The sequence below is a fragment of the Shewanella sp. HL-SH5 genome (genome assembly GCF_051163755.1).
Lineage (GTDB): Bacteria > Pseudomonadota > Gammaproteobacteria > Enterobacterales > Shewanellaceae > Shewanella > Shewanella glacialimarina.
This window is the reverse complement of the sequence record NZ_CP195038.1, coordinates 3,019,973-3,044,904: the sequence shown is the minus strand read 5'-3', so window position 1 is coordinate 3,044,904 and position 24,932 is coordinate 3,019,973. Positions and strand designations below refer to the sequence as shown.

Below are 24,932 nucleotides of genomic sequence, written 5' to 3'. Positions count from 1 at the left end.
TTGCCTATTCTTGTCCGGAGCGTATTTCTTGGAGTAAGTTTGCCCAGCTGATCACGCCAATGACATTGTTAGGGCTGTTACGGTAAATATACACTTCTCCTGTGCGTTTAGCCGCTAATGCTTCATAAGCTTCATTCAGTGTAGCTGAGTCAGGTAAGCCAACCATTGGGTGGCGGGATAGGGTGGTTGCATCCTCAAATGACTGAATTTCTAAGCGTAACATTTCAATTTGGCCTTCTGCATTACGGACTAACACAGGTCGACCTTCGGCGCGTTTTAATACTTCAAGTAATAATTCGTTATCGTCATTGACTACAACGAAACGCCTATTCATCAATACCCGCACACCTTTTTTCTGCAGCCCCTGATTCATCGGCGCGACTTTATAATCTAATCCCATTATTTCAAGTTGTTTAATAAAAATAGAGCTAGTATTGAATCCTTGATAAGCAACTAAAAAAGCGGGGATTGTGACAAACATTGCCGGTAAAATAATGGAGGCGTCATTGGTTAACTCAAGTAAAGCAACTAATGCAGCAAGTGGCGCACTTAAACATACTCCCATCATAGCCGTCATGCCTATTACGGTATAAAGACCTACATAGGGCGCAATAGATGGAAATAGAGCACTGCTGATTAAGGCTAAAATAGCGCCAACTAAAGCCCCTATACCATATAAGGGGCCAATTAATCCTCCAGGTACACCTAAACCAATGGCGGCAATTGTCGCTAACATTTTGCCTAACAATAAGGCGATTAAAAACCATAAGCTAGGTGATTCGCTAATGGCTTCGTGTATCGCTAAATCGCCTGAACCGAGTGCTTGGGGCAATAATATGCCAATGATGGTGGTAACCGTTCCCGCAATGAGTAACCGATATATTAATGGCCAATGTTGGCCCGTGGCAGTGACTTTTAATAAAGTGTGGTTGAACAGTGCGGCGGTGCAACCTAGGCCCAAACCGCCCAGTAGTAAAATAGGGTAATGGTCTAGTGGAATACGAATAACGTTAATCAGGTCATATTCGTGCACATTACCAAATACAATTTGGCTTGATACCGCACCGCAAATGGCTGACAACATAATCGGGAAAAAGTAATGTATTTTATATTCTCTGACAATCACTTCAAATACGAAAAGCACTGCGGCTAATGGGGCGTTGAAGGTGGCGGCTATTCCTGCTGCAATACCACTTGCACACATAATACGGACACTGTTGTCAGGTAATTTAAATTTCTCGGCCATTACACTGGCACTCACAGCACCTAAATGAATCGCAGGGCCTTCACGACCGACTGAGAAGTTAGTGACGAGTGCAATTAATGCTTGAAAAAATTGTCCAGCAGCAGATTGAAGTGGCACTTTACCGTAATGCATTTTGAATCTATGTAACACATAAGCTATGCCCATACGGCGATAGCGCTTAGAGCCCAATAGGGATAATAACCAAATGAGCAAGGCGCCAATTAAAGGCAGGTAGGTACGCCAGTCTACAAGGATATTGTTTAAGTGGGTGGCGTCGGTATGACTGTAAATATCTGCCCAAACTAGCAGTAAACGGAATAGAATAATCACACTGGATGCAATAATCGCAAACAGTAATGCTAATGCACATAATTGAACACTGATCTTCGCCTGTGATAATTTATCGCGAAATTCATTATTCAGATATTTGCGTGTTGCCCTCTTGGCGTGAATAATGGCAGCTTTGTTGAGTTTAAGTTGCACTGTGATGCTCTTGCTTCCCTGTGTTAACTTGGACATTGTATTTTATTAAGGGCTTGTTACCTAATGCTAAATTATCATCGTTTACTGGATAAGTTAAAAGTAATTGAGCGTAAAAAGCGCGCTTCAAGCACTTATTTAATTACATTAGTGCTCATTGCATTTATCACTGGTGCACTATGTCATCAAATATGGTTGTCATTTGCACCTGAAGCTGCACCTAATAGTGAAAGTGGTAAACGTAAGCTTATACTCGAACTTGATCTGCAAGCCAAAGCGCTCGCCAGTCGTAACCTTGCGCTAACTATAGAACAAGAAGCCAATAAAAACTTGCAGAAAATGTTTAGCGATCAATTAATTCATCAAAAAAGTCTTGAAAAAGAGCTGTCGTTTTATCGTAGCTTAATGGTGCCAGATGCTGAGGTTGAAGGTGTTTTAATTCATGGAGTAGAGCTTAACCGCGGTATATTACCAGAGCAACAGCAGCTTAAAGTTATTCTAACTCAACAACAAAAACGCCAAGCTAATTTAACCGCGGCAATTGATGCTGATTTTATTGGAGTGCAAAACAATCAAGTATCTGAGTTGAATTTAACTAAATTGACAGGTAAAAAATATAATATCGACTTTAAATATTTCCATATAATGGATGTCGATGTTACTTTGCCGGACGGCTTTACCCTGCAGCGTGTTAGGATAAAAGTGAAGGTTAAGCCTGCCCGTGGTATTAAAGGCGGGGTGGTTGAGCAGGTATATAATATTGAAGATATCGTTTCAACAGGTACTTAAGTCACAGGCTGTAAAAAAGAAGCGCGGGTAATACTTGAACAAAACAGTCAGGTATTAGATAATTCGCAGCAGAAAATTGAAGTAAGAGGTAATAATGACTGAACAAACTGATGCAGCAATGCCGATACAATTTACCGATGCGGCGGCGAGCAAGGTAAAAGGGCTGTTAGAAGAAGAACAGAACCCTGAATTAAAACTGCGAGTTTATGTTACCGGCGGTGGTTGTTCAGGTTTTCAGTATGGATTTACTTTTGATGAGAAAGTAAACGAAGGTGACTTCACTATTGAAAAGCAAGGCGTACAGCTAGTGGTTGATCCAATGAGCTTGCAGTATCTTATGGGTGGTGAAGTGGATTACACATCAGGTTTAGAAGGTTCACGCTTCTTCGTTAAGAATCCAAATGCCACAACAACCTGTGGTTGTGGCGCAAGCTTCTCGGTATAAGCCAATCTTATTGATTGATACTTAGCAAGAAAACAAAAAGCCGTCATCAGACGGCTTTTTTTGTGCTTAGGATTTACTTATTGGAACTAACTCATGATATTCATATTCTGCCGTGGTTTAAACCACGCCTTAACCTTAGCATTAAAGCTAATCCAAACCTGTATTATACCTATTATAATCAACGCACTAAAAATGACCCAATCAGATACTACCGCTTGAAATAACCCAAAGTCCATTGTTGTTGGCCCGGCTACTAAATTATCAGGGTCATACATGAGTACGGGTAAAAAACTGTAAAATGCTAATTGCAAAGCGCTGTAACCTCTTAACATATACAGGGCTGCTTTTTGACGACCAAATACCGCCACAACCATTAGTAATGTTAACAGGCATAGCATGGCACTTAACTCTGAAACAGAACCCGCAGCCATTAAACCGCTAATGGATGCCACAGTGTAAACCAACATTAATGCCGTTAAACGCTTTGGCAACTTAGGTTTTATGACATCAGGTTTGCTCTTTTCATCAACCTTGGCTTGTTCTATATCAACCTTCGAAGATATATCATCAGCTGTTTCGTTGATTAATTTGGCTTTAGCATCCATTGGATTATTCATAAGGTTAATGCTTTGTGGTGTCTTTAGAGGTTAAGCGTTGATCTACTTCAAAAGGTGGCACAACGACACCTAGATCTTCTTGTACTGGGAATACTGCAATAAATAAATCATCATCTTCCATGCCGCTAACCCAGCGCTCTTGAAATTCATCAAGGGGAATGGCTAATGGCTCGCAATCTTTCCAGTCATCAACAGCCCACAGTGCAGCCGTTTCTTCTGATGGCCACATCGGAATACAGTCTTCATCTTCAGTGGTTAGCATGACGCAACCATCACTATCTTGCAAAGACCAAATCATTTTGTGACTTTTGACTTGCTCAATCATATAGTCATAACGGCCTTCAGGCGTTAGTTGTAGTAATTCGGCAACACTTTTTTGTTTAATACTCATGCGATTCTCATATGGCAGCAATCAGCAATACAGTTATGCGTATGCCGATTAAAAACTAAATATTGGCGCATGATACCACTGACAGGATTATTTGAAAAAGAAAAGTCCGCAGTTATGCGGACTTTTATGAATTGAACGTTGAACACAAAATGATTAATGTGATGGGGTAAAACTAGCCTAAATCTGGTCTGTTTAAACAGTATTGATGGTATGCAATTTCAAATAACCCACTTTGAATTAAGCATGTGAGATCAAACAGACATTACGACACATTATTTTGCTGAGTATCGTCCGCCCAACACTGCTTCTCTACTGGCACCTGTGACTGCAGGTAAATTAGCCGGTAATTGACGGTGATAGCGCATGGCAAGCCAGGCAAAGGCAAATCCTTCAACCCATTTAGGGTCAATACCTATGTCTGTTGTGGTAGCCACCTTATAGCCAGGTACTAATAAGGCGAGTCGACGCATTAGTGCTTTGTTAAGTGCGCCGCCGCCGCAAACATAAAGCTCGCCTGTGGCACTCAGCTTATTAACGTCGTTTGCTATGCTGTGGCAAGTTAAATCAAGTAATGTAGATTGAATGTCTTCTTGATCTAAATGACTAAATTCAGATAACTGCTGTTCAAGCCAAGCTTGGTTGAAAAGTTCGCGCCCAGTACTTTTAGGGTAAGCTAACGAAAAATAAGAATGAGACAAAAGCTGTTTTAATAGTTCAGGGTTTGAGTTACCTGAATCTGCCCACTCACCATCCTTATCAAAAGGGAGTTCTTGGACTTGTTGGATAAAAGCATCAATCAGATTATTACCAGGACCAGTGTCAAAACCGATAACTTTATTAGAATCACCCGGAAGGTAGGTGATATTGGCAATACCGCCAATATTTAAAATGACTCGTCGGGTATCAGGTTTGGCAAAAATTTGTTGATGAAAGGCCGGAACCAGAGGTGCGCCTTGACCGCCTAATGCAATATCTTTGCGGCGAAAGTCAGCAATAACATCAATACCCGTCTCTACGGCGATAGTATTGGGGTCACCTATTTGTAAGGTAAAACCCATTTCTAAATTAGGCATGTGTCTGACCGTTTGGCCATGTGAGCCAATCGCGATAACCTGGCTCGGACTAACACTGGCATGGGTTAGTAGCTGATTAACAGCTTTTGCGAATAACAAACCCATACTGCGATCTAACCGACCTAAGCGGTTGATTTCATCGGTTGAGGGTTGGCAAAGACGTTGGAGACCTCTGAGTAAATGTCCCGGAATTTCTTCAGTATGAGCACTAATAAGTTGCGGATAACCGTGACTAAAATCAACTAATACTGCATCAACACCATCCATGCTCGTACCGGACATAAGACCAATATAATATTCTGGCTCAGACATGAAAAATTTCCTTAATTGAGCTAAAAGTGATGCTTAACCAATATAAGGTTAGTCGTTAACGCTTATATTGGTTAATAAATTGAAAGCTGATTATTGAGTGCGTTAGTTACTGGCAACCATTTGTGTTTGGTGTGATTTTAGTTGAGCCATTAATAGCTTGCTTACATTTGCAAACTTGCCTCTTTCACTGCGCTCAATGGGTTCAGACTTGGGTAGATTAATTGTTCTAGGGTTTCTATGTACACCGTTGACGATAAACTCGTAGTGTAAATGCGCGCCAGTCACGCGACCTGTGCGTCCTAGAGTTCCAATTACTTGGCTTTGTTTTACCATATCGCCACGTTTAACTTTACGAGCATTTAAATGCAGATACTTAGTGGTATAGGTATCATTGTGCTTAATGAACACATAGTTACCATTAAATTGATTATAACCCGCCTCAACCACTTTACCGCGCCCCGCAGCTTTAATTGGGGTACCAATAGCCGCAACATAATCTACACCACGGTGGGCTTTTATTTGACCTGTTACAGGATGCAGTCGTCTTGGGTTAAAGTTAGAGCTAACGTATTTAAAATCAACGGGTGAGCGTAAAAATGGTTTACGCATACTGTTGCCGTTTTCCGAGTAATATTGGCCATCTTTATAGCGAATGGCGGTATAGCGCTCGCCTTGGTTTACAAACTCTACCGCAAGAATGTTGCCAGTACGAATAAACTGGCCGTCGGCATATTCTTGTTCAAAAATAAGTGAGAAATGGTCGTTTTTACGAATATCTAACGCAAAGTCTATGTCCCAGCCTAAGATGTTAGCCAATTGCATAATATGATTTGCTGACAAACCTGCATCAGCAGCAGCTGTCCAGAAATTACTTTTAATTTTGGCAGTAATAAATGATTGGCGTGTTTCTAATTTTTTCTTATTCACCACTTCTTGATATTTATCGTTTGCTTTAGAAATTACCAAGGTCGATATTTTATCCATGCGGTAACTTAGCTCGGCTAATTCACCTTGGGCATTCTTGCTGATAGCAATTTCTTCACCTGGAATAATTTTAAGTAAATTCTTTTTCGCGATAGGTAAACTAGTGATGTCGTAAACATCTTTAGCCGTTAGGCCTGCACGGTTAAATAAACCCCCTAATGTATCGCCTTTTGCCACTTCATAATATTCAGCATACAGAGCATTAGGATCAGCCGCTTCATTGGCTTGTTGAATTGCCTGCTTTTGGGTTTCTAACTCACTAGCTAAATTGTCAATCACCTGGTCTGCTTCTGAGTCTGGTGACAGGGTATTTAAATGTGCAGCAAAAATTTCATCATCTGCTGTTGGGGCTGATAATGGTGGGTTATTTTTATCTGCTACTTTTGGGGCGCTAGGGTTTCTAAAAGCTAATGGCACCGATGAACCTGAGTCGGTTGTTAGCAATGATAATTCATCTGATGATGTCTGCTTAGAAGCTTGTGCATCCTCTGATGGAAATACCAAAATCATAGAAGTAAATATAGCTAATGTAGCTAAGGCTATTTGGTGCGCTTTAGGCAGCAACTTAAATAATGTAATCAGCTTTGCCATTGACTCAGTTACCAATTTCTCACTCTTGTTGTTATTGGCTAAGTGTACACTCTTTCATTTGCTGTGGCTAACAAGTAACATAGTCCTCTTTATTTTTATTTGTTAATGATTACGCTCTAGGAGTTGCAGTAGAGATGGCTGAATTAGATCAAGTGTTGGCAGAGATCAAACGTGGTACGGATGAAATTTTACTTGAGGCTGATCTCATTGAAAAACTTAAAGAAGGACGACCACTTAGGATTAAGTTAGGCGCAGATCCAACCGCGCCAGATATCCATCTAGGGCATACTGTCATTTTAAATAAAATGCGTACCTTCCAAGAGCTTGGTCATGAAGTCATTTTCTTAATTGGTGACTTTACCGGCATGGTTGGCGACCCGAGTGGCAAAAATAGCACTCGTCCGCCGCTAACACGTGAGCAAGTGCTTGCTAATGCTGAAACCTATAAAGAGCAAGTTTATAAGATTTTGGATCCGGCCAAAACACGTATTGAGTTCAATTCTAGTTGGTTAGAACCATTAGGCGCTGCTGGAATGATCCGTTTAGCTTCACAGCAAACGGTAGCGCGTATGATGGAACGTGATGACTTTAAAAAACGTTATGCGTCAGGACAGTCTATTGCGATCCACGAATTTATGTACCCACTATTGCAAGGTTACGATTCAGTAGCATTGCAAGCCGATGTTGAGCTAGGTGGCACCGACCAAAAGTTTAACCTACTTATGGGACGTGAATTACAAAAAGCAGAAGGTCAAAAACCACAAACTGTGATTATGATGCCTCTGCTTGAAGGTTTAGACGGTGTAAAGAAAATGTCTAAATCAGCCCACAACTATATTGGCGTCAGTGAGCCTGCAAACGAAATGTTTGGCAAAATTATGTCTATTTCAGATGACTTGATGTGGCGTTATTTTGAATTACTGTCTTTCCGCCCGCTAGAAGAAATAGCAGGCTTCAAGCTTGATATGGAAAATGGCACAAATCCGCGTGATATTAAAATTACCTTAGCCAAAGAAATCATTGCACGCTTTCATGATGAAGCAGCAGCAGAAGCTGCCCACCAAGAGTTTATTAATCGCTTCCAAAAAGGTGCGATTCCTGAAGATATTGAAACAGTAACACTTTCTGCTGGTGAGGGGTTAGCGATTGCTAACTTACTTAAAGATGCAGGTCTAGTTGGCTCAACCTCTGATGGTATGCGGATGATAAAACAAGGTGCGGTGAAATTTGATGGTGAGAAAGTAGAAGATAGTCGTCAAGTGTTTAACGCAGGTTTTGAAGCCGTAGTTCAGGTCGGTAAACGCAAGTTTGCTAAAGTCGTGCTTAATTAAACGTCACTGTATAAAATACCGCAGTGTAGACAACAAAAAGGCTCTTTGGAGCCTTTTTTATTGTCTGAATTTAAGGTTAAGGTGAATTGTTTATTGAGATTCCAGCTGATCGGCCATTGTTTGGTAATCCATCAGATCCATATGTTCTATTAAGCGTTGGGTTTTCATATCAAACTTTAGGGTAGTAACCCCCGGAACCGCTATATCAATAATTTTATCTGGCTTGCCATACTGATCCCCTGGACCACGTAAGCTATAGCTGCCGATGATGACCACAATGGCACCATTGTTAAACATATGCTCGATATTAAGTCGGTATTCAAGCACACCTTCATGGGCGCGGGTTAGAAAAGCAATAATCTGGCGCTCGCCTTTATATTCTACCCCAGCGGTTTTATCAAAAAATACGCTCTCACGGGTATAAAACTGTTTTAACGTTCTAAAATCGTGGTCGGTATAGGCTTCAATATATTGAATTGCAAGCTGTTGCTCTGCTGGCATATCACCAATATTCGCATGAGTTTGAACACTCAATAACAAGCAAAATAGTAGGCTAATTAAACGCACATCAAGGTCTCTTTGTTTTTAAATCGAATGCTGGTAAGGAAAGATGCCAGCGGATTGCACTTAATCTAATGATAAGCGTGCTAGCCATGGCTAAAAACATCGAGGTCATACTATCTATTCCTGACAGTAAGCTCAAGGTATAACAGATCCCGCCAATAATAGAGGCGGTAGCATAAATTTCTGTCCGTAATACCATGGGAACTTGTCGACATAGTACATCACGAATAATGCCACCACCAACGCCAGTTATTAATCCCATTACTACTGCAATCATGCCTGAATGACCCAGTAATAGAGCTTTTTGAGCACCAATAACGGTAAAAAGTGCTAAGCCTAGGGCATCAGCAACAGGCAGCGTAATGTTGGGTAATTTATGGGGTTTGCGGACCAAAATCAAACAAGCAACCACAGTGGCTAAAATCACTATGATGTAATTGGGATCGGTAATCCAAAAAACCGGTGTAGAACCCAATAATGCGTCACGTATACTGCCGCCGCCAATTGCGGTTACTGAGGCTAATACCGTTACGCCGAAAGGATCCATACGATGCTTGCCTGCAGCTAAGGCCCCTGATAGGGCAAATACTGCTGTCCCGCAGAGATCAAAAAAGTAAATCCACTGGATCATTTACTTAACTCTTTTAAATGAATGTTAAGTGCATCAACCGAAATACGAATTTCAATCACTGATAAAATCAACGAGTAAAGTAACAAGAGTAGGCTTAATCCGAAAATAACTGAGCCGATTTGATTAAATCCGGTATACAAAAAAATCATGCATAAGACGCACAAAGCAAAACTGCTGACCCCCGCTTCTTGCATTTTACGGATCAGATTAATACGCTGTTTGAGGTTTTTGATTTGTTCGTCATTGACAGGTTTACCTCGTTCGCTTAGCTGCCGGATAAGCGCCGCTAGTGCAAAAAAACGATTGGTATACGCCAGCAAAAGTAACGAAATTGCCGGAAACAATAAGGCCGGAGTCGTTAATGAAACATGTAAATTATCGAACAAGGTCACTTTCCTATAAACGAGGATATATAAAACAAGCAGCCGCAGATGATACCGCTTTTGGCTAACGATTTACATATTTTGCAGCAATGCCCATAACAAAGGCAATAAAATAGCTAATGCTAAAAAGAAAAACTTACCATTTTGAGCCGCCTTGATCGCAATATGAATATGCTGATATTGAGGTAAAGGTCCTGCTAAAATTTTGGTTAAATTCACTTTTTCAAAAGCGTTTTCAACAGCAACCCCTTTTGTATAACTGAGTGTTTTAGAAGCCGATGGCTGTATTATAAATTGTTGCGGTCCGCCTAGCTCAACTTTCAGTAAATTAGCGCCTAGGTGTATCACACTGAAATCATTATTTAGCCCTTGAGTGACCTTGTCGGTAATAGCAATGCTTTTAGCGCCGAGCTGACCAAACTGTATGGCTAATGAAAATTGCCACAATAATCTAGGGATAAAAAACAATAGCCGATTAAATTGGCCGACAAAACTAGAAAAGTTAATAAACTTAGGTTGGTAGGGGGGCCAGCACAGCTCTAATTGTTTAAGTAGATGCGCAGCGATAACCATAGTTGAGCCACCTAAAGCAAAAAATATCACACTGGCAATACTGCCATAAATAGGCGCACTTAGTGTTTTTTCAATAGTGGTTTTACATAACCCCATGCTGGATAGCCGTTGGGTACTTTGACTGACCCATGGCGCTAGTATGACTTTGGCGGAGGCATTGTTATTTTTTTCAAGGGCTGTTTGAATGCGCTTTGCTTGATGAGTAAATTGGTAATCGCTGATGCAAACATACAATATCAGAAAATCAAAAAACCAACCATAGGCTGCAAGCTCAAGGAAAAAGGCTGCGATTGTTGTGATGGGAATGACCAGCAATAAAGTCGCTAATATTCCTGCCGTCATTTGCTGCGATATTGAGCGGTTTGGGTGATTCACCTTTGCCGCTAATTGAGCCGCTAATAACCTAAACCATAATAAGGGTTGCCAGTGTTTGGGCAGTGGCGCAAGTTGCGCCGCTGCAATGGCCGCTATAAGCACTAAGCAGCCTTGTATGAGCTCATTTTGCAAAAGTAGATTGTTCATATTGGTATCCTTCGCAAACTCATACCATTAAGGGGGTTAACCTTGTTGTGACATTACAATTGTTGCAGCAATGCCATGACCATCATAGCCGAATGATGGCCTGCTTTAATGATGTACGAGTCAAAATCGACAGGTGAGTCATTATTAGCATTGTCAGACAGTGAGCGAATGATCACAAACGGGGTGTTAAATTGGTGACAAACCTGTGCAATAGCAGCGCCTTCCATTTCACATGCTGCCATTGTTGGGAAGTTAGCTCGCATGATTTTAGTGCGCTCTGGATCGCAAATAAAGCTGTCGCCAGTACAAATTAACCCTTCAATAGCTTTAACCTCACCGAGAGATGAAACCGCTTGTTGTGCCGCTTTGACTAATTCAGCATTTGGAATGAATGCCGCAGGTTGCTGTGCCATTTGGCCAATTTCATAACCAAATGCGGTGACATCAACATCGTGGTGACGCACTTCAGATGATATAACAATATCACCAATGGCTAAGTCATCAACAAATCCACCCGCAGAGCCGGTGTTAACCACATGACTGACTGAAAACTTTTCAATCAGTAACGTTGTTGCAATACTTGCGGCTACTTTGCCAATGCCTGAGCGGGTAACAACCACGTCTTTATCTGCAATTTTACCACTTATAAACTCAATACCGGCAATGGTGGTATGCACAGGAGAATGAATGGCTTGGACAAGATGAACGACTTCGGGCTCCATAGCGCCGATAATACCGATTTTCATGGGGGTGACCTTAAACAGTTTTATGCAAATTTATTAGGCCAATAATATACCATGCAGAAGTGTGCTTTGTGAAAAACTCAATCTAATATAAAACGATAAAACGACAAACTGCGGCTATAGCCACAGTTTGTCTGGTTGTTGATACAGCCAGCTATCCCCGGACTATTTTTTATAAACAATACCGTCTTTCATCACAAAGCTGACGTTTTCCATCAGGCTGATGTTTTCAAGGGGATCACCATCAACCGCAATAATATCGGCTAAAAAGCCTGCTTTAATTTGACCCAAGTTTTGTTGTTTTAATAACGCGGCACTATTGATGGTCGCGGCTTGCAATGCTTGGATGGGCGTCATACCAAACGTCACCATACGCGAAAACTGTTTGCCATTATCACCATGGGGATAAATCGCTGCATCAGAGCCAAATACCATTTTAGCGCCGGCTTTGACGGCTTTTCTGAAACTATCACGCTGCGCTTGTGAAACCTGCTTTTCTTTATTGATATTCGCTTCTGGTACACCATTAGCCTCACCAAATGCTAAGGTATACTCGGTATTGTAAATATCGCAGGATAAGTAAGTGCCAGCATCAATAGCCATCTTAATCGCTTCAGCATCCATAAAGCTGCAATGCTCAATACTATCAATTCCCGCTTTGATCGACGCTTTGATGCCACTCGTTCCATGGGCGTGTGCCGCAATGACCATGCCTTGCATATGGGCTTCATCCACAGCGGCTTTAATTTCTTCATCGCTTAATTGCTGAATACCGACTTGTGTCCCTTTTGAGAATACGCCGCCAGTGGCACATATTTTAATTGCATTAGCGCCGTACTTGATGTTTTCGCGCACTTTTGCACGCACGGCCCATGGACCATCGGCTACGCCCTGTGCTTTTGACTGTTTTTCTGGGGCAGAAAAGTTGTCGTCGCAATGGCCTCCGGTCACGCTAATGGCGTGACCTACCGCCCAAATGCGCGGTCCGATAATATCGCCGGCGTTAATACCGTCACGTGTAGCAATGACTGAGTAACCCGAAGCACCTAAGTCTCGCACAGTGGTAAAGCCTGCCATCAAGGTTTTTTGGGCATTTTTAACTGCTTTTACTGTTTGACGGGGCACGGAATCATTTTGAGCTTCGAGAAAGTTATCATCAGCATCACCAGATAAATGCACATGCATGTCCATTACCCCTGGCACTAAGGTTTTACCGCTTAAATCAATGACGGTGTAATCCTGCTGATTGGTGATATCAGCTTGTTTAGTGACTTTACTGATTTGATTGTCAGTGACAATAATCGCCACATCTTTAACAGTTTTACCTTTGGCTACATCAACATAGGCATCGGCAATAATAAGCGTATCCTGTGCTAAAACGGCACTTGAAACAGATAAACCTAAAGCGAGAAGTAGGGCGTTATTTATGGTTAATTTAAGTGAAGTCGATTTTAATAAGGCCATTAGGTATGGCTCCTTTATTGTTATATGAGATTCAAAGGATTGGAATTTATCATACGCTATGTTTAAGAAGGGTTGTTATCAATAAGTAGCCGGTTGGTAGGTGAGTTTGTAACAGGGTTTGTCGATTTTATGATTTCCAAAAAAGGAGATGAGTTATCAATAGACAAAAAAAAGCACACCAGAAGGTGTGCAAATTCACAAGCAAACTCTTTTGTTTAGTCAATAAAGTTTAAAATGCCTAATGCAGCATCACGCCCTTCGGCAATAGCGGTAACCACTAAGTCGGACCCTCTGACCATGTCGCCACCAGCGAACACTTTTGGGTTAGTGGTTTGGAATGGATTGGCATCAGATTTTTTCGCTTTAACTAATCCCCATTCATTGGTTTCGATTCCAAAATCATCAAACCAAGGCGCAGGGCTGGCCTGGAAACCAAACGCCACAATAACCGCATCAGCTTCTAATACTTGCTCGCTGCCGGCAATCACTTCTGCACGACGACGTCCAGAGGCATCCGCGTCACCCATTTGGGTTTCAACGCATTCAATACCCACTACCACGCCATTATCAGCTGTAACAGCAACCGGTTGGCGATTAAAAAGGAATTTAACGCCTTCTTCGCGGGCATTTTGAACTTCACGTGCAGACCCTGGCATGTTGGCCTCATCACGACGATAAGCACAGGTGACGCTTTTGGCGCCTTGTCTAATAGCTGTTCGAACACAATCCATGGCAGTGTCACCACCGCCTAGTACGACCACATTTTTGCCTTCTAGGCTAATATAAGGCGTGCTGTCGTCACTTGTGCCCATCACTTTGTGAGTGTTGCCAATCAGATAAGGCAAAGCTTGCAATACACCCTGTGCATCTTCATTAGGTAACTTAGCTGGCATTGCAGTGTAAGTTCCCATGCCTAAGAAGACCGCATCGTATTGGTCTAATAAACTTTGAAAACTGATATCTTTGCCAATAGTGGTATTCAATTTAAATTGAATACCCATACCTTCCATTACAGAGCGACGGGTGGCCATAACTGTTTTATCTAACTTAAATGATGGAATACCATAGGTTAGTAAACCACCAATTTGAGGGTATTTGTCATAAACTACCGCTTGTACACCGTTACGGGCAAGAATGTCAGCACAACCAAGACCAGCAGGGCCGGCTCCAATAATTGCCACGCGCTCTTTACGCGGGGTTACATTGGATAAGTCTGGACGCCAGCCTTGGGCTATCGCGGTATCGGTAATGTATTTTTCTACGCTGCCTATAGTGACTGCACCAAAGTCATCATTTAAGGTACATGCACCTTCACATAAGCGGTCCTGTGGACACACTCGGCCACAAACTTCAGGTAGCGTGTTGGTTTCATGCACCAAATCTGCCGCTTCCATTATGCGTCCTTGTTTGGCTAGCTCAAGCCAGTTAGGGATGTAGTTATGCAGCGGGCATTTCCATTCACAATATGGATTACCACAGTCTAAGCAGCGATCGGCTTGAGCACTGACTTCTGGCTGGGTGAACGGCTGATAAATCTCAATAAACTGAGTCGCACGTTTTTCTGCCGCGTGCTTGGTTGGGTCAATACGACCCACTTCGATAAATTGAAAATCATTACTCATGTTTATTATCCCGCCTTAACAGCTAATTCAGGGCTTTTTTGCTCGATTTTTAATAGATCAGCAACGGCAACATTTTTAGGTTTAACCATGACAAAGCAGTCTATCCAATTGTCAAAATCACTTAAAATCAAATGGGCATGCTCACTGCCCGTTTCGGCAACATGAGTTTCGATTAAGCCTCTTAAGTGCTGGCGATGAATGGTTGATTCAACTTTCAAGGTATCGACTAACTCAGTATTGACACGGCGGTTGAAGCGGCCGAATTGATCAAATACATAAGCAAAGCCACCAGTCATACCAGCGCCGAAGTTCACCCCGGTTTTACCCAATACGACAACAATACCGCCGGTCATATATTCACAGCCGTTATCACCTAAGCCTTCTATAACCGCAATGGCGCCAGAGTTACGTACTGCAAATCGCTCGCCCGCTTGGCCTGCGGCAAATAATTTACCGCCAGTGGCACCATATAGACAGGTGTTGCCAATAATGGCACTTCTTTCACTTTGGAACGGACTACCTATCGGCGGGTGAATAACAATCTTGCCACCCGACATGCCTTTACCAACGTAATCATTGGCATCGCCACACAGTTTCAAGTTTAACCCTGGGCTATTCCATACCCCAAAGCTTTGACCTGCGCTGCCAGTAAAGCCCAATGATATTGGCTCTTTAGTGCCTGCTACACCATGTAACTTGGCAATATAACCCGACAGTGCGGCACCCACAGAACGGTCGGTGTTATTGATGGCATATTGATAGGCATAGCTATCACCTTCATCAACGGCTTTTTTGCAATCAGCTAGCAGAGTTTGGTTAAGTTGACCAATATCTAGCGGCGGATTAATTTCTTTCCATGTAAGTGATGAAGTGCTTGGCACGACAGGTTTATACAGAATTGGTGATAAATCTAGACCTTGCTGTTTAGCTGTCTGGCCTTCAAGGGCATATAACCACTCGCTACGACCCACTAAGTCTTCAAATTGACTGACACCCAGTGCGGCCATCCACTCTCGTACTTCTTCGGCAACAAATTCAAAGTAAGTCATCACACGTTCAGGTAACCCATGATAATGGTTATCACGTAAGTTCTTGTCCTGAGTTGCTATGCCTGTGGCACAGTTATTAAGATGACAAATACGCAGGTATTTACAGCCTAATGCGATCATAGGCACGGTACCAAAACCGAAGCTTTCAGCACCTAAAAGCGCAGCTTTAATGACATCGGTACCGGTTTTTAGGCCGCCATCAACTTGTAAGCGAATTTTATGGCGTAGGCCATTTTCAACTAACGACTGTTGAACCTCAGCTAGGCCTAATTCCCATGGAGAACCGGCATACTTCACTGATGTTATCGGGCTTGCGCCTGTGCCGCCGTCATAGCCTGAAATGGTGATCATATCGGCATAGGCTTTAGCCACACCGGTTGCAATGGTGCCAACACCAGGCTCAGAAACTAACTTTACTGAGACCAAAGCGGTAGGGTTAATTTGTTTTAAATCAAAAATCAGCTGGGCTAAATCTTCAATTGAGTAGATATCATGGTGTGGTGGTGGGGAAATAAGCGTGACACCAGGACGTGCATGGCGTAATCCGGCAATTTCAACACTGACTTTATGGCCCGGTAATTGACCGCCTTCACCCGGTTTTGCCCCTTGAGCAACCTTGATTTGCAATACATCTGCGTTAACCAGGTAATGCGCGGTGACACCAAATCGACCAGAGGCAACTTGCTTAATGGCAGAGTTACGTTCAGTGTTAAAGCGACGTGCATCTTCACCACCTTCACCAGAGTTAGAGCGACCGCCTAAACGGTTCATTGCCACAGCAAGCGCTTCATGAGCTTCAGGGCTTAGCGCACCGATACTCATAGCCGCGCTATCAAAGCGGCTAAATAAATGACTTGCATCTTCTACTTTGTCTAACTCAATTGCGGCTAGTGAGCCTTTCACGCCAATCAAATCACGTAGAGTCGCAATAGGACGTTCATCTACTAATCGGGCAAATTGTTTGTATGCTGGATAATCTTTATTTTTCAAAGATGCCTGTAAGCTGTTTACCACATCAGGGTTGAAGCTGTGGTATTCGCCACCTTCGACATACTTAAGTAAACCACCTTGTGGCAAGGGGACATGCGCACGATATGCCGCGGTATGAAGTACTTTTTGATCGTCAGCAATATGGCTAAAACTTGCCCCTTCAATACGACTGATCACGCCTTTAAAGCATAATTCAATCACATCACTGGCTAGACCGACGGCTTCAAATTGTTGACTACAACGATAAGAGCCCACAGTACTGATGCCCATTTTTGACATGATCTTACGCAGGCCCTTTTCAATGCCATAACGGAAGTTAAGCATTAAGGAAGTCACATCTTCAATGGCGTGTTTTTTAGCCATCGCCGCAATGGATTCATAGGCTAGGTATGGATAAATTGCCGTGGCACCAAAACCAATTAATACTGCAAAATGATGCGGGTCACGTGTTGACGCCGTTTCAACAATAATGTTGGTGTCACAACGTAAACTTTTGTCGACTAAACGGGTCTGTACTGCGCCAACAGCCATTGCTGCAGGGATCACCTGGGCGTTTTTATCGACAGCGCGATCAGATAAAATCAACAAGGTGGTGCCACTGCGTGCAAAACGCTCAGCTTCATCGGTAATTCGATGAATAGCTTGTTTGAGCGTTTCATGGGTATCGTAGTTTAAATCAACGGTATTGGCACGATAGTTAGTACTGTCTAATCCCAATAGTTGATTAAAATCGCTAAACAATAAAATGGGCGAGTTAAACATCACACGGTAAGCATTACCTGTGGTTTCGCTGAATAAATTTTGTTCACGTCCGACACAAGTGGCAAGGGACATAACGTGTTTTTCACGCAATGGATCAATCGGTGGGTTAGTGACCTGGGCAAACTTTTGACGGAAATAATCATACAATGATCGTGACTTTTTCGACAACACAGCCATGGGAGTATCATCACCCATTGAACCGATAGCTTCTTCGCCTTTACTGGCTAATACCCATATCACTTGTTCAAGTTCTTCGCGGGTAAAACCAAATTGCTTTTGATATTGCAATAAGGTTTTGGCATCAAAACGGCTTGAGCCTTGTTTTGATGGGTCAATACTTTCTGCTGGTATCAGAGTTTGACTGTTTTTGGCCATCCATTCTTTGTATGGGTGGCGACGTTTTAAATCGTTATCAATTTCAAATGACTGATGTAAACGGCCATTTAAGGTATCAAGCACCAGCAATTCACCTGGGCCTACACGGCCTTTTTCAATCACTTCATCAGCAGCATAATCCCAAATGCCCACTTCAGAGGCTAAGGTAAGAATACGGTCTTTAGTGATGACGTAACGAGAAGGGCGCAGGCCATTACGGTCAACTGCACAAGCCGCATAACGACCATTGGTCATTACGATACCCGCAGGGCCATCCCATGGTTCCATGTGCATAGAGTTAAAGTCATAAAATGCTTTTAATTCATCATCCATTTCTGGATTTGACTGCCACGCTGGTGGAATAAGCAAACGCATTGCGCGGTATAAATCCATTCCGCCAGATAACAACATTTCTAGCATGTTATCTAAAGATGATGAATCAGAACCGGTTTCATTCACAAAGGGAGCCGCTTGTTGTAAATCAGGCAACAAAGGTGAATTAAACTTATAAGCACGTGCACGGGCCCATTGGCGGTTACCGGTAATGGTATTAATTTCACCATTGTGGGCTAAATAGCGAAACGGTTGTGCTAAAGGCCACTTAGGCGAGGTGTTAGTTGAAAAGCGCTGGTGAAATAAACAAATCGCGCTTTTTAATCTGATGTCGGCAAGATCGCTATAAAATGACGGTAAATCAGCAGGCATCATCAAGCCTTTGTAGACAATGACTTGACCCGATAAACTGGCAACATAAAAATCATCGTCATTGGTAATTTGTTGTTCAAGACGACGACGCGCCATATACAAGCGGCGTTCTAAATCTTTTTCACGCCAACCTACAGGTGCATTTATTAGTACCTGGTAAATTTGCGGTAAACTGTTGCGACCAATTTCGCCCAGTACATCTGGATTCACAGGCACTTTACGCCAGCCGGCAACACTTAATGTTTCTCGTTGTAATTCTTTTTCTAAAATAAACTTAGCTTCGTCAGCTTTTTGCTGATCTTGACTTAGAAAAAACATGCCCACAGCAAACTTACGGCTTAAGTGCCAGTCATTTTCAGCTGCTATTGCTTCAAAAAATTCGGTTGGCATTTGCATTAATAGACCACAGCCATCACCTGTACGTCCATCGGCTGCAATACCACCACGGTGTTTCATGCGATCGAGTCCATGAATTGCAGTGCGCACGATTCTATGGCTGGCGTCGCCATCCATTTGCGCAATCAATCCAAACCCGCAATTGTCCCGCTCGAAACTGGGATGATATAAGCTCATACAAAAAACCCCCTAAAACCTCTAACTAGATACGACTCGGGGTAAATGTGAAGAAATTCCATAGATATGCACCCGAACCTCTCAAATTAAACTGAGTTTGTACAAAGGTCAAACGCAATTATTGCATGGTTGTGAAATTTTATTACTAAATAACTGTAATATTGCATCAGGTTTACGTTAACGTAAACTGTGTTATTTTCTGTATAACCTTATGAATAAAAAGAATTTTAGAATGTCATTCTATATTTGGTAACTTTTTGGTAACAACCGCCTTGAATTGTTTTTGAAATAAAAATAGTGAATTTTATTTCAAATACAGTCTCAATGATTATCAATCGTTTTTTTGATTAAATATTCACTTTTAGTAATTTAAAATATACTGTTTTTGTTTAAAACATTAACCCAAAGGCAATATAACCTCGATGTTATCAATGGTTGAGTTGGTTTTCTTTGATTTAAGTCTAAAACAACTGTTTGATTTACTTTAATACTTCGATCAGTTTTGTTTCTAAAATTGCTTAATTAGATGCTTAGCGCGATGTTATTCGAAGGTCGAGTTAATGCAGCTAGTTAAGAGATAAAATGGACTGTATAACTTAGGAATAAAAGGCGTGAAAGCTCTTATCAGACAATATTATGTCTGTTTAGCTGCTAGTGTGTTGTTCTATTTTCATCATCTAGAAACGGGATTATAGTATGAATTGTTAAGATGTTTTTTTAAGCATGGGATAAGGTTGTTTACTTAATTGTTATCAAAATGTTGCCTGTGACAGGTTTGAGGAGCTAACCTCTAGCAAAGCTTGCATAGGGGCAAAGACGGGGTATTATAAAGCTAATTTTATAGGCTTAGACTTAGAATTTTAAACTAATTAGAGGTGCCCTAAATGTCCGTAACGCCGTTAGATGCAATTTTGGATTTGAACACACTTGAGCAATACGTTAGTGCCATCGGTGCTGGTACTTTATTGAAAAGTGTTGTGTTGTTCGAACAATTGATGCCTGAGTATCTTGGTTGTTTGATTAAAGCTAACGATGACGGTGATAAAGAGGCCTTGTGTTCTGAAGCGCATAAGTTTAAAGGTGCTGCAGGTTCTGTTGGTTTAAAGCGTATTCAACAGTTTGCTCAGCTGCTACAGCACGGCGAAGAAGCTAAGTGGGCAGATGAACACAAAACTTGGTTAGCTGAAATAGTTGATCATGCTGAAAGCGATTTACAGCAACTTAAGTTATTTTTACAAGCTAAAGCTTAAACCCATTCTAGTCTTTTGTTGAACGCTGTTGAAAAATACCCCTCATTTTAGGGGTATTTTTTTCGATTTTTTTTAAACTTTGTGTCCTAGTTCATCATGATAACCTTGTTTTTCTGCCGTTGTTAATTCATTATTCAAATTACTATCCTTTGATATAATCGATTATATGAAAAGTCTTCCGAGTTTAAAAAATCTTTATTACCTGACTAACTTACATCAAGAGCAAAATTTTAATCGTGCAGCTAAAATATGTTTTGTCAGCCAGTCGACACTGTCTAGTGGTATTCAGAATTTAGAAGAACAGCTTGGTTATCAATTGATTGAACGTGATCATAAATCTTTTATGTTCACCGCCATTGGTGAAGAAGTTGTTGAGCGAGCTCGCAATATTCTGACCGATGTAGATGACCTGGTTGAATTGGTTAAAAACCAAGGCGCCCCGATGACAGGGGAAATACGTTTGGGCTGTATTCCTACCATCGCGCCATTCTTGTTGAGCAGAGTCGTTAAACTCTGTCAAAAGGACTATCCACAGCTGTCATTATTATTGAAAGAAGATACCACTGAACGTTTATTAGACGCGCTAGCGAAGGGAGAATTGGATTTATTGATTCTAGCATTGCCTGTGGATACAAGTGGGTTTCATAGTATGAAAGTGGGTATCGATCCATTTAAAATGGTGATGCACCGAGAGCTCTCATGTGATGTGGTGCAGCCAATTGATTATCAATTAATGCCTGATGAAAGTATCTTTTTATTGCAAGCTGAGCACTGTATCACGGGTCATGCTATTACCGCATGCCAGTTAGGTAATAGTGCAAAAATCAATCCTTTCGCCGCGACTAGCCTACACACGTTAGTGCAAATGGTGGACAGCAAGCTGGGGACAACCTTTTTACCTCAGATGGCAATTGATGCGGGGATTTTAAACGACACTGAACTTAAAGTGATTGACCCACCTGGTGATGCCCCATATCGTGAAATTGGTCTAGTATGGCGTCAAACAACCAGCCGCATAAGTACCTTTAGAACCTTAGGTTTGGCCATGCAGCAAAAATTAATGCCCCAAGCGATGAGTAAATCTTAATATTGTTATTTAACGCAGTGATATAAATACCAGTTGGCTATGCCGTCCTTAGTTATTCAGAGATCAACAATGACTTTGTACACAGTTTTTTGTGCACAGTTTCAAGTCATATAGATTTTTGTTTGGTACTGACAGCATAGACTTCAATAGGGTGTTGTTTGCCTTTAAGTGGGACTAAACCCAAATCTTTAAGTTGATAGAGGCTGTCCTGCTGCTCTAGGCGATGGGCAACATCTCCTGACAGCAGCATTCTTTGTCCTAATGGGTTACATTGATCTTGTAGTCTTGCCAGTGTGTTTAACACATCACTAAAGAAACTAATCTCTTGTTTGTGTACGCCTACAACCGCAGCGACAACTTGACCACAATGGGCCGCAGCTTTGAATTTAGGCACAAAACCATATTGTTGCTCAAAATACTTTCTTTGCCATTGCAATTCAGTGCAAAACTCAAAGTAAATATTTAAACAACGATCTTCTTTTATGCCTTCTTCAAGTGGCCAGTAAATCAGCACTGCATCACCCATATATCGATAGATTTCTGCATCATTTTTGATCACAGTATCAGCTAATAAACTAAAACTGTCCTGGATCAAGCGTGAGAATCGATAGTCACCCAGAGCTTCAGCATGTGAGGTCGACGAAGCCATATCAAGAAATAGAAATAGGCGTTGTTCATAGCGGGGCTTATGATATTTACCAAGACCAATATTCAATAACACCCTTGGACCAACCAGTAAGGCCATTTGTTCTATAAAGGCCAACCCAACCCTCACAACGACTAAATAAACCACTAATGCTTGAAAAGAAGGGCTGTAAAGAACATGCGCGGTCAGCATTTGTCTTAAGGTAACCATATGATTTTCAATAGCCCACATGTTTAAGTATTGGGTCACATAGGCAATAGTGGTCGCACCTAATAATAAAAATAAGCCCTTAAAAATAACCGAGAAAATATAAGGTAAACGACTAATTGCACTAAAGTCGGCTATTAGATTTGACATCCAATGTAAGCATCCAAAAACACAGCCCATAAAGATAGCTAGAGTCGCAAGATCACCATTGCCAATAGCCCATTGTGGCAGCTCAGGCGTTTGTGCATATCGGAAAAACACAAATGCAGCCATGGCAAAGCACCAAGCTAAAATGGCAAAGATGAGTTTTTTAAGTTGTTTTTTGGCTTTCAAGAGTAAAAATCAGATCCGAGATGAGCATCAAATAGAGCCGCAGTTTAACGAAAAACCCCTACTTGTGTTAGTCGTATTTGTGATTTAGATCAATAGAGTGACAGAAAATGTTTTTTTTAGCTTAATAATGATTAATAAGAGGTTTATTAGTGTTTGCTAAAGTTTATTAATATATTTTTACAAAAATGCATTCTTAAGGATTTGCTGGGTGAAGGGTATTTTCAAGTAAAATCCTCGTGGATTGGATAATTGAATAGCCCCATCTGGACCAATACTTTCGGTTAATGTTTGACTGTTTGCAGCTTTAGGCCGTAATTGCAACACTTCACCATGGCGAGCGGTAATTTTTTCGACTTGCCCCAGAGCAATTTTTTCCATGATTTCCTCCCAATCTTGCTTTAGTAAGGCCATTTCTGATCTTGATGGCGACCAGAGTAGCGGAGTACCAACCCGCCTTTGCCCAACCGGAATATGGCGTTCTCCTTCGATGGGAACCCAAAGGACAGATTGAAGCTTGTGAAACACCACACTTTGTTCCCAAGTGAGGCCATGAATGTCAGTCAAGGGGGCAACGGTAACGTAGGTAGTTTCCAGTGGTTTACCTTTGTGATCAATTGGAATTGTTTTTAGCTCTACTCCTAAATGGATGAAGTCAGGTTCAGGTTTTGAACCGGCTATGGCACCAAGTTCCATTTCTATTAATTGTCCTACCCAACCTTTATCCCGTTTTAGGTCTTGAGGCACGTTAATGCCATTTTCCAATGCAATGTCAGCTAGAGACACTCCGGCAATTTCTTGGGCCCTTTGCATAAGTTCTGTCAAGCTTTGTGGTGATGGTTTTGGCATAACATTTAAGCTGATCATGTTGAGTTGTGGCAGTAGATTATCAATATTAGTCTCTAGTGCAACTGTTTGTGTTGAACAATTGAGAAATACCCTTCAACAGTTTGGTAAAATAACTCTGATTAATATAGCGATGTTATTGTAGATTTTAATGGAACAATAACGGGTTGGTTAAATAATAGTCGTTTATTTTGGGTGGTGTTATTTATCCGCCAGAAAGTCATTTAAGTTGATGAAATAAAGCAATTTAACGCATTTTAATTTATGGAGTAATTCGACTTTAAAAAAGTTACACGCTTTTATCCCTAGTCTTTCCCACATAGTTATCCACAGATTTGTTGCATAACATGCTAAAGTTGTTGTCTTTAACCGATGTAAAAGTGTGAGTCAATGACTTTTATGGCCAAAAAAGGCATTTTATTTCAAAAAATCAGTTGTCATTTGTGAATAAGTTTTAGTTATAGCTCTAGTGTCTTGGTATAACTTTGGTGGTGATTAAAAAGTAACCTCTTTTTATTTCGTTAATGTAAAATAGTCTTTTTTGTTGTTTATATTATTGTTTTTAATGCTTTTAATGTTTGTTGGTTAAATTTAAAAACACTTTGCAACAAGTGGTTTTTTAATCAAATTATTAAGTTTACGCAAGTTTCAAACAGACATATCCACAGATTTTGTGGATAACGAGTCTGTCGAGAACATTTAGTTGTTGATAAGAATGCATAAAAGCTATAATTATCCCATAGGATGCTGCAAATAGGGGTTTGCTGATAAGCAAGCTTTGTGAAACAATCACATCAATGAAAATTTTTGTGAAATTGGAGTCCATGTGATTGATAGCGACGGCTTTCGCGCAAATGTGGGCATCATTATCTGTAATCAGTCTGGTCAAGTTATGTGGGCGCGACGATTTGGTCAGCATTCTTGGCAATTTCCACAGGGTGGGCTTGATGAAGGCGAAACAGCCGAACAAGCCATGTATCGCGAATTATATGAAGAAGTGGGTTTATTACCTGAACATGTTCAAATTTTGACTACTTCTCGCTCTTGGTTACGTTATCGTTTACCGAAGCGTTTAATTCGACAAGATAGTAAACCTGTGTGTATCGGACAAAAACAGAAATGGTTTTTGCTACAACTAAAAGGTCATGACAATACCATTAACTTGAATTCTTCAGGCCATCCTGAGTTTGATGATTGGCGCTGGGTGAGTTATTGGTATCCTGTTAGGCAAGTGGTGTCTTTTAAGCGAGACGTATACCGGAAGGTGATGAAGGAATTTGCAATAATCACGCTAGCTTTGCAAACCAGAGAGATTCATCACAATAGGCGAAGAGGCCGCAACCGAAATTAA

The 24,932-nt window shown here is 41.4% G+C and carries 21 protein-coding genes; 6 read left to right on the top strand and 15 right to left on the bottom strand.

The genetic code is table 11. The features are described 5' to 3' along the window. Nucleotides 1–4: 4 nt before the first annotated feature. Complete coding sequence (locus tag ACRWQM_RS13320; RefSeq protein ID WP_434928541.1) at nucleotides 5–1,729, bottom strand: chloride channel protein; 1,725 nt, start codon at nucleotides 1,727–1,729, stop codon at nucleotides 5–7. Nucleotides 1,730–1,792: 63 nt separating this feature from the next. On the opposite strand from ACRWQM_RS13320, the gene ACRWQM_RS13315 reads away from it, so the two are divergent. Both ACRWQM_RS13315 and erpA read left to right on the top strand, forming a co-directional pair. Further along, the gene (locus ACRWQM_RS13315; protein ID WP_434928542.1) at nucleotides 1,793–2,515 is read left to right on the top strand and encodes a DUF6776 family protein; all 723 of its coding nucleotides are present in this window, start codon (nucleotides 1,793–1,795) and stop codon (nucleotides 2,513–2,515) included. Nucleotides 2,516–2,609: 94 nt separating this feature from the next. Continuing rightward, entirely contained in the window at nucleotides 2,610–2,960 is a 351-nt protein-coding gene (gene erpA, locus ACRWQM_RS13310; RefSeq protein ID WP_226410737.1) for an iron-sulfur cluster insertion protein ErpA, read from the top strand. 86 nt (nucleotides 2,961–3,046) lie between these two features. Here the strand turns inward: erpA and ACRWQM_RS13305 are convergent, their stop codons facing one another. From ACRWQM_RS13305 to ACRWQM_RS13290, 4 genes are all read right to left on the bottom strand, one after another. Further along, nucleotides 3,047–3,577: a hypothetical protein gene (locus ACRWQM_RS13305; protein WP_434930293.1), complete on the bottom strand. Its 531-nt coding sequence runs from the start codon at nucleotides 3,575–3,577 to the stop codon at nucleotides 3,047–3,049. A 4-nt stretch (nucleotides 3,578–3,581) separates the two neighbouring features. Beyond that, a complete protein-coding gene (locus ACRWQM_RS13300) occupies nucleotides 3,582–3,968 on the bottom strand; it encodes a DUF2750 domain-containing protein (protein WP_235086055.1) in 387 nt (128 codons plus the stop codon). Between the two features lie 272 nt (nucleotides 3,969–4,240). After that, entirely contained in the window at nucleotides 4,241–5,353 is a 1,113-nt protein-coding gene (locus ACRWQM_RS13295) for an anhydro-N-acetylmuramic acid kinase (protein ID WP_434930292.1), read from the bottom strand. A gap of 102 nt (nucleotides 5,354–5,455) precedes the next feature. Next, nucleotides 5,456–6,928, bottom strand: coding sequence for a peptidoglycan DD-metalloendopeptidase family protein (locus ACRWQM_RS13290; RefSeq protein WP_434928545.1), 1,473 nt, complete (start codon nucleotides 6,926–6,928; stop codon nucleotides 5,456–5,458). A 134-nt stretch (nucleotides 6,929–7,062) separates the two neighbouring features. On the opposite strand from ACRWQM_RS13290, the gene tyrS reads away from it, so the two are divergent. Beyond that, nucleotides 7,063–8,259 carry a tyrosine--tRNA ligase gene (tyrS, locus tag ACRWQM_RS13285; RefSeq protein ID WP_434930291.1) on the top strand — a complete coding sequence of 399 codons (1,197 nt, stop codon included), beginning with the start codon at nucleotides 7,063–7,065 and terminating at the stop codon, nucleotides 8,257–8,259. A gap of 90 nt (nucleotides 8,260–8,349) precedes the next feature. Here tyrS and ACRWQM_RS13280 read toward each other — a convergent pair whose 3' ends face one another. From ACRWQM_RS13280 to gltB, 8 genes are all read right to left on the bottom strand, one after another. After that, nucleotides 8,350–8,760, bottom strand: a complete 411-nt coding sequence (locus ACRWQM_RS13280) for a nuclear transport factor 2 family protein (protein WP_226416005.1) — start codon at nucleotides 8,758–8,760, stop codon at nucleotides 8,350–8,352. A gap of 67 nt (nucleotides 8,761–8,827) precedes the next feature. Continuing rightward, complete coding sequence (locus ACRWQM_RS13275) at nucleotides 8,828–9,454, bottom strand: trimeric intracellular cation channel family protein (protein WP_226410731.1); 627 nt, start codon at nucleotides 9,452–9,454, stop codon at nucleotides 8,828–8,830. Then, nucleotides 9,451–9,840: a DUF2721 domain-containing protein gene (locus tag ACRWQM_RS13270; protein ID WP_434928546.1), complete on the bottom strand. Its 390-nt coding sequence runs from the start codon at nucleotides 9,838–9,840 to the stop codon at nucleotides 9,451–9,453. Before ACRWQM_RS13270 ends, ACRWQM_RS13275 begins: the two co-directional genes overlap by 4 nt. Before the next feature lie 69 nt (nucleotides 9,841–9,909). Continuing rightward, entirely contained in the window at nucleotides 9,910–10,932 is a 1,023-nt protein-coding gene (locus ACRWQM_RS13265; RefSeq protein ID WP_434928547.1) for a cobalamin biosynthesis protein, read from the bottom strand. 53 nt (nucleotides 10,933–10,985) lie between these two features. Beyond that, nucleotides 10,986–11,678, bottom strand: coding sequence for a 5'-methylthioadenosine/adenosylhomocysteine nucleosidase (locus ACRWQM_RS13260; protein WP_226410728.1), 693 nt, complete (start codon nucleotides 11,676–11,678; stop codon nucleotides 10,986–10,988). A 162-nt stretch (nucleotides 11,679–11,840) separates the two neighbouring features. Beyond that, nucleotides 11,841–13,139: an amidohydrolase family protein gene (locus ACRWQM_RS13255; RefSeq protein ID WP_434930290.1), complete on the bottom strand. Its 1,299-nt coding sequence runs from the start codon at nucleotides 13,137–13,139 to the stop codon at nucleotides 11,841–11,843. A gap of 215 nt (nucleotides 13,140–13,354) precedes the next feature. Next, complete coding sequence (locus ACRWQM_RS13250; protein WP_434930289.1) at nucleotides 13,355–14,761, bottom strand: FAD-dependent oxidoreductase; 1,407 nt, start codon at nucleotides 14,759–14,761, stop codon at nucleotides 13,355–13,357. A gap of 5 nt (nucleotides 14,762–14,766) precedes the next feature. Beyond that, entirely contained in the window at nucleotides 14,767–19,215 is a 4,449-nt protein-coding gene (gltB, locus tag ACRWQM_RS13245) for a glutamate synthase large subunit (protein WP_434930288.1), read from the bottom strand. 884 nt (nucleotides 19,216–20,099) lie between these two features. On the opposite strand from gltB, the gene ACRWQM_RS13240 reads away from it, so the two are divergent. Together ACRWQM_RS13240 and oxyR are read left to right on the top strand one after the other, a co-directional pair. Next, nucleotides 20,100–20,465: an Hpt domain-containing protein gene (locus ACRWQM_RS13240; RefSeq protein WP_434930287.1), complete on the top strand. Its 366-nt coding sequence runs from the start codon at nucleotides 20,100–20,102 to the stop codon at nucleotides 20,463–20,465. Nucleotides 20,466–20,631: 166 nt separating this feature from the next. Further along, a complete protein-coding gene (oxyR, locus tag ACRWQM_RS13235; protein WP_434930286.1) occupies nucleotides 20,632–21,552 on the top strand; it encodes a hydrogen peroxide-inducible genes transcriptional activator OxyR in 921 nt (306 codons plus the stop codon). Nucleotides 21,553–21,658: 106 nt separating this feature from the next. Here the strand turns inward: oxyR and ACRWQM_RS13230 are convergent, their stop codons facing one another. Both ACRWQM_RS13230 and mutH read right to left on the bottom strand, forming a co-directional pair. Next, nucleotides 21,659–22,678, bottom strand: a complete 1,020-nt coding sequence (locus ACRWQM_RS13230) for an adenylate/guanylate cyclase domain-containing protein (protein WP_434928552.1) — start codon at nucleotides 22,676–22,678, stop codon at nucleotides 21,659–21,661. 237 nt (nucleotides 22,679–22,915) lie between these two features. Further along, on the bottom strand, nucleotides 22,916–23,584 hold the full coding sequence (gene mutH, locus ACRWQM_RS13225; RefSeq protein ID WP_434930285.1) for a DNA mismatch repair endonuclease MutH: 669 nt from the start codon (nucleotides 23,582–23,584) through the stop codon (nucleotides 22,916–22,918). Nucleotides 23,585–24,407: 823 nt separating this feature from the next. Here mutH and rppH point away from each other — a divergent pair. Further along, nucleotides 24,408–24,932, top strand: a complete 525-nt coding sequence (gene rppH, locus ACRWQM_RS13220) for an RNA pyrophosphohydrolase (protein ID WP_226410719.1) — start codon at nucleotides 24,408–24,410, stop codon at nucleotides 24,930–24,932.

Excerpts from the sequence above, each read along its gene's own strand:
- ACRWQM_RS13315 (WP_434928542.1), top strand. The coding sequence starts at position 1,793 with ATGCTAAATTATCATCGTTTACTGGATAAGTTAAAAGTAATTGAGCGT.
- ACRWQM_RS13290 (WP_434928545.1), bottom strand. The coding sequence starts at position 6,928 with ATGGCAAAGCTGATTACATTATTTAAGTTGCTGCCTAAAGCGCACCAA.
- ACRWQM_RS13240 (WP_434930287.1), top strand. The coding sequence starts at position 20,100 with ATGTCCGTAACGCCGTTAGATGCAATTTTGGATTTGAACACACTTGAG.
- mutH (WP_434930285.1), bottom strand. The coding sequence starts at position 23,584 with ATGCCAAAACCATCACCACAAAGCTTGACAGAACTTATGCAAAGGGCC.
- gltB (WP_434930288.1), bottom strand. The coding sequence starts at position 19,215 with ATGAGCTTATATCATCCCAGTTTCGAGCGGGACAATTGCGGGTTTGGA.
- ACRWQM_RS13295 (WP_434930292.1), bottom strand. The coding sequence starts at position 5,353 with ATGTCTGAGCCAGAATATTATATTGGTCTTATGTCCGGTACGAGCATG.
- ACRWQM_RS13250 (WP_434930289.1), bottom strand. The coding sequence starts at position 14,761 with ATGAGTAATGATTTTCAATTTATCGAAGTGGGTCGTATTGACCCAACC.
- ACRWQM_RS13255 (WP_434930290.1), bottom strand. The coding sequence starts at position 13,139 with ATGGCCTTATTAAAATCGACTTCACTTAAATTAACCATAAATAACGCC.
- ACRWQM_RS13300 (WP_235086055.1), bottom strand. The coding sequence starts at position 3,968 with ATGAGTATTAAACAAAAAAGTGTTGCCGAATTACTACAACTAACGCCT.
- ACRWQM_RS13305 (WP_434930293.1), bottom strand. The coding sequence starts at position 3,577 with ATGAATAATCCAATGGATGCTAAAGCCAAATTAATCAACGAAACAGCT.
- tyrS (WP_434930291.1), top strand. The coding sequence starts at position 7,063 with ATGGCTGAATTAGATCAAGTGTTGGCAGAGATCAAACGTGGTACGGAT.
- erpA (WP_226410737.1), top strand. The coding sequence starts at position 2,610 with ATGACTGAACAAACTGATGCAGCAATGCCGATACAATTTACCGATGCG.
- oxyR (WP_434930286.1), top strand. The coding sequence starts at position 20,632 with ATGAAAAGTCTTCCGAGTTTAAAAAATCTTTATTACCTGACTAACTTA.
- ACRWQM_RS13230 (WP_434928552.1), bottom strand. The coding sequence starts at position 22,678 with ATGGCTGCATTTGTGTTTTTCCGATATGCACAAACGCCTGAGCTGCCA.
- ACRWQM_RS13275 (WP_226410731.1), bottom strand. The coding sequence starts at position 9,454 with ATGATCCAGTGGATTTACTTTTTTGATCTCTGCGGGACAGCAGTATTT.
- ACRWQM_RS13265 (WP_434928547.1), bottom strand. The coding sequence starts at position 10,932 with ATGAACAATCTACTTTTGCAAAATGAGCTCATACAAGGCTGCTTAGTG.
- ACRWQM_RS13280 (WP_226416005.1), bottom strand. The coding sequence starts at position 8,760 with ATGCCAGCAGAGCAACAGCTTGCAATTCAATATATTGAAGCCTATACC.
- ACRWQM_RS13260 (WP_226410728.1), bottom strand. The coding sequence starts at position 11,678 with ATGAAAATCGGTATTATCGGCGCTATGGAGCCCGAAGTCGTTCATCTT.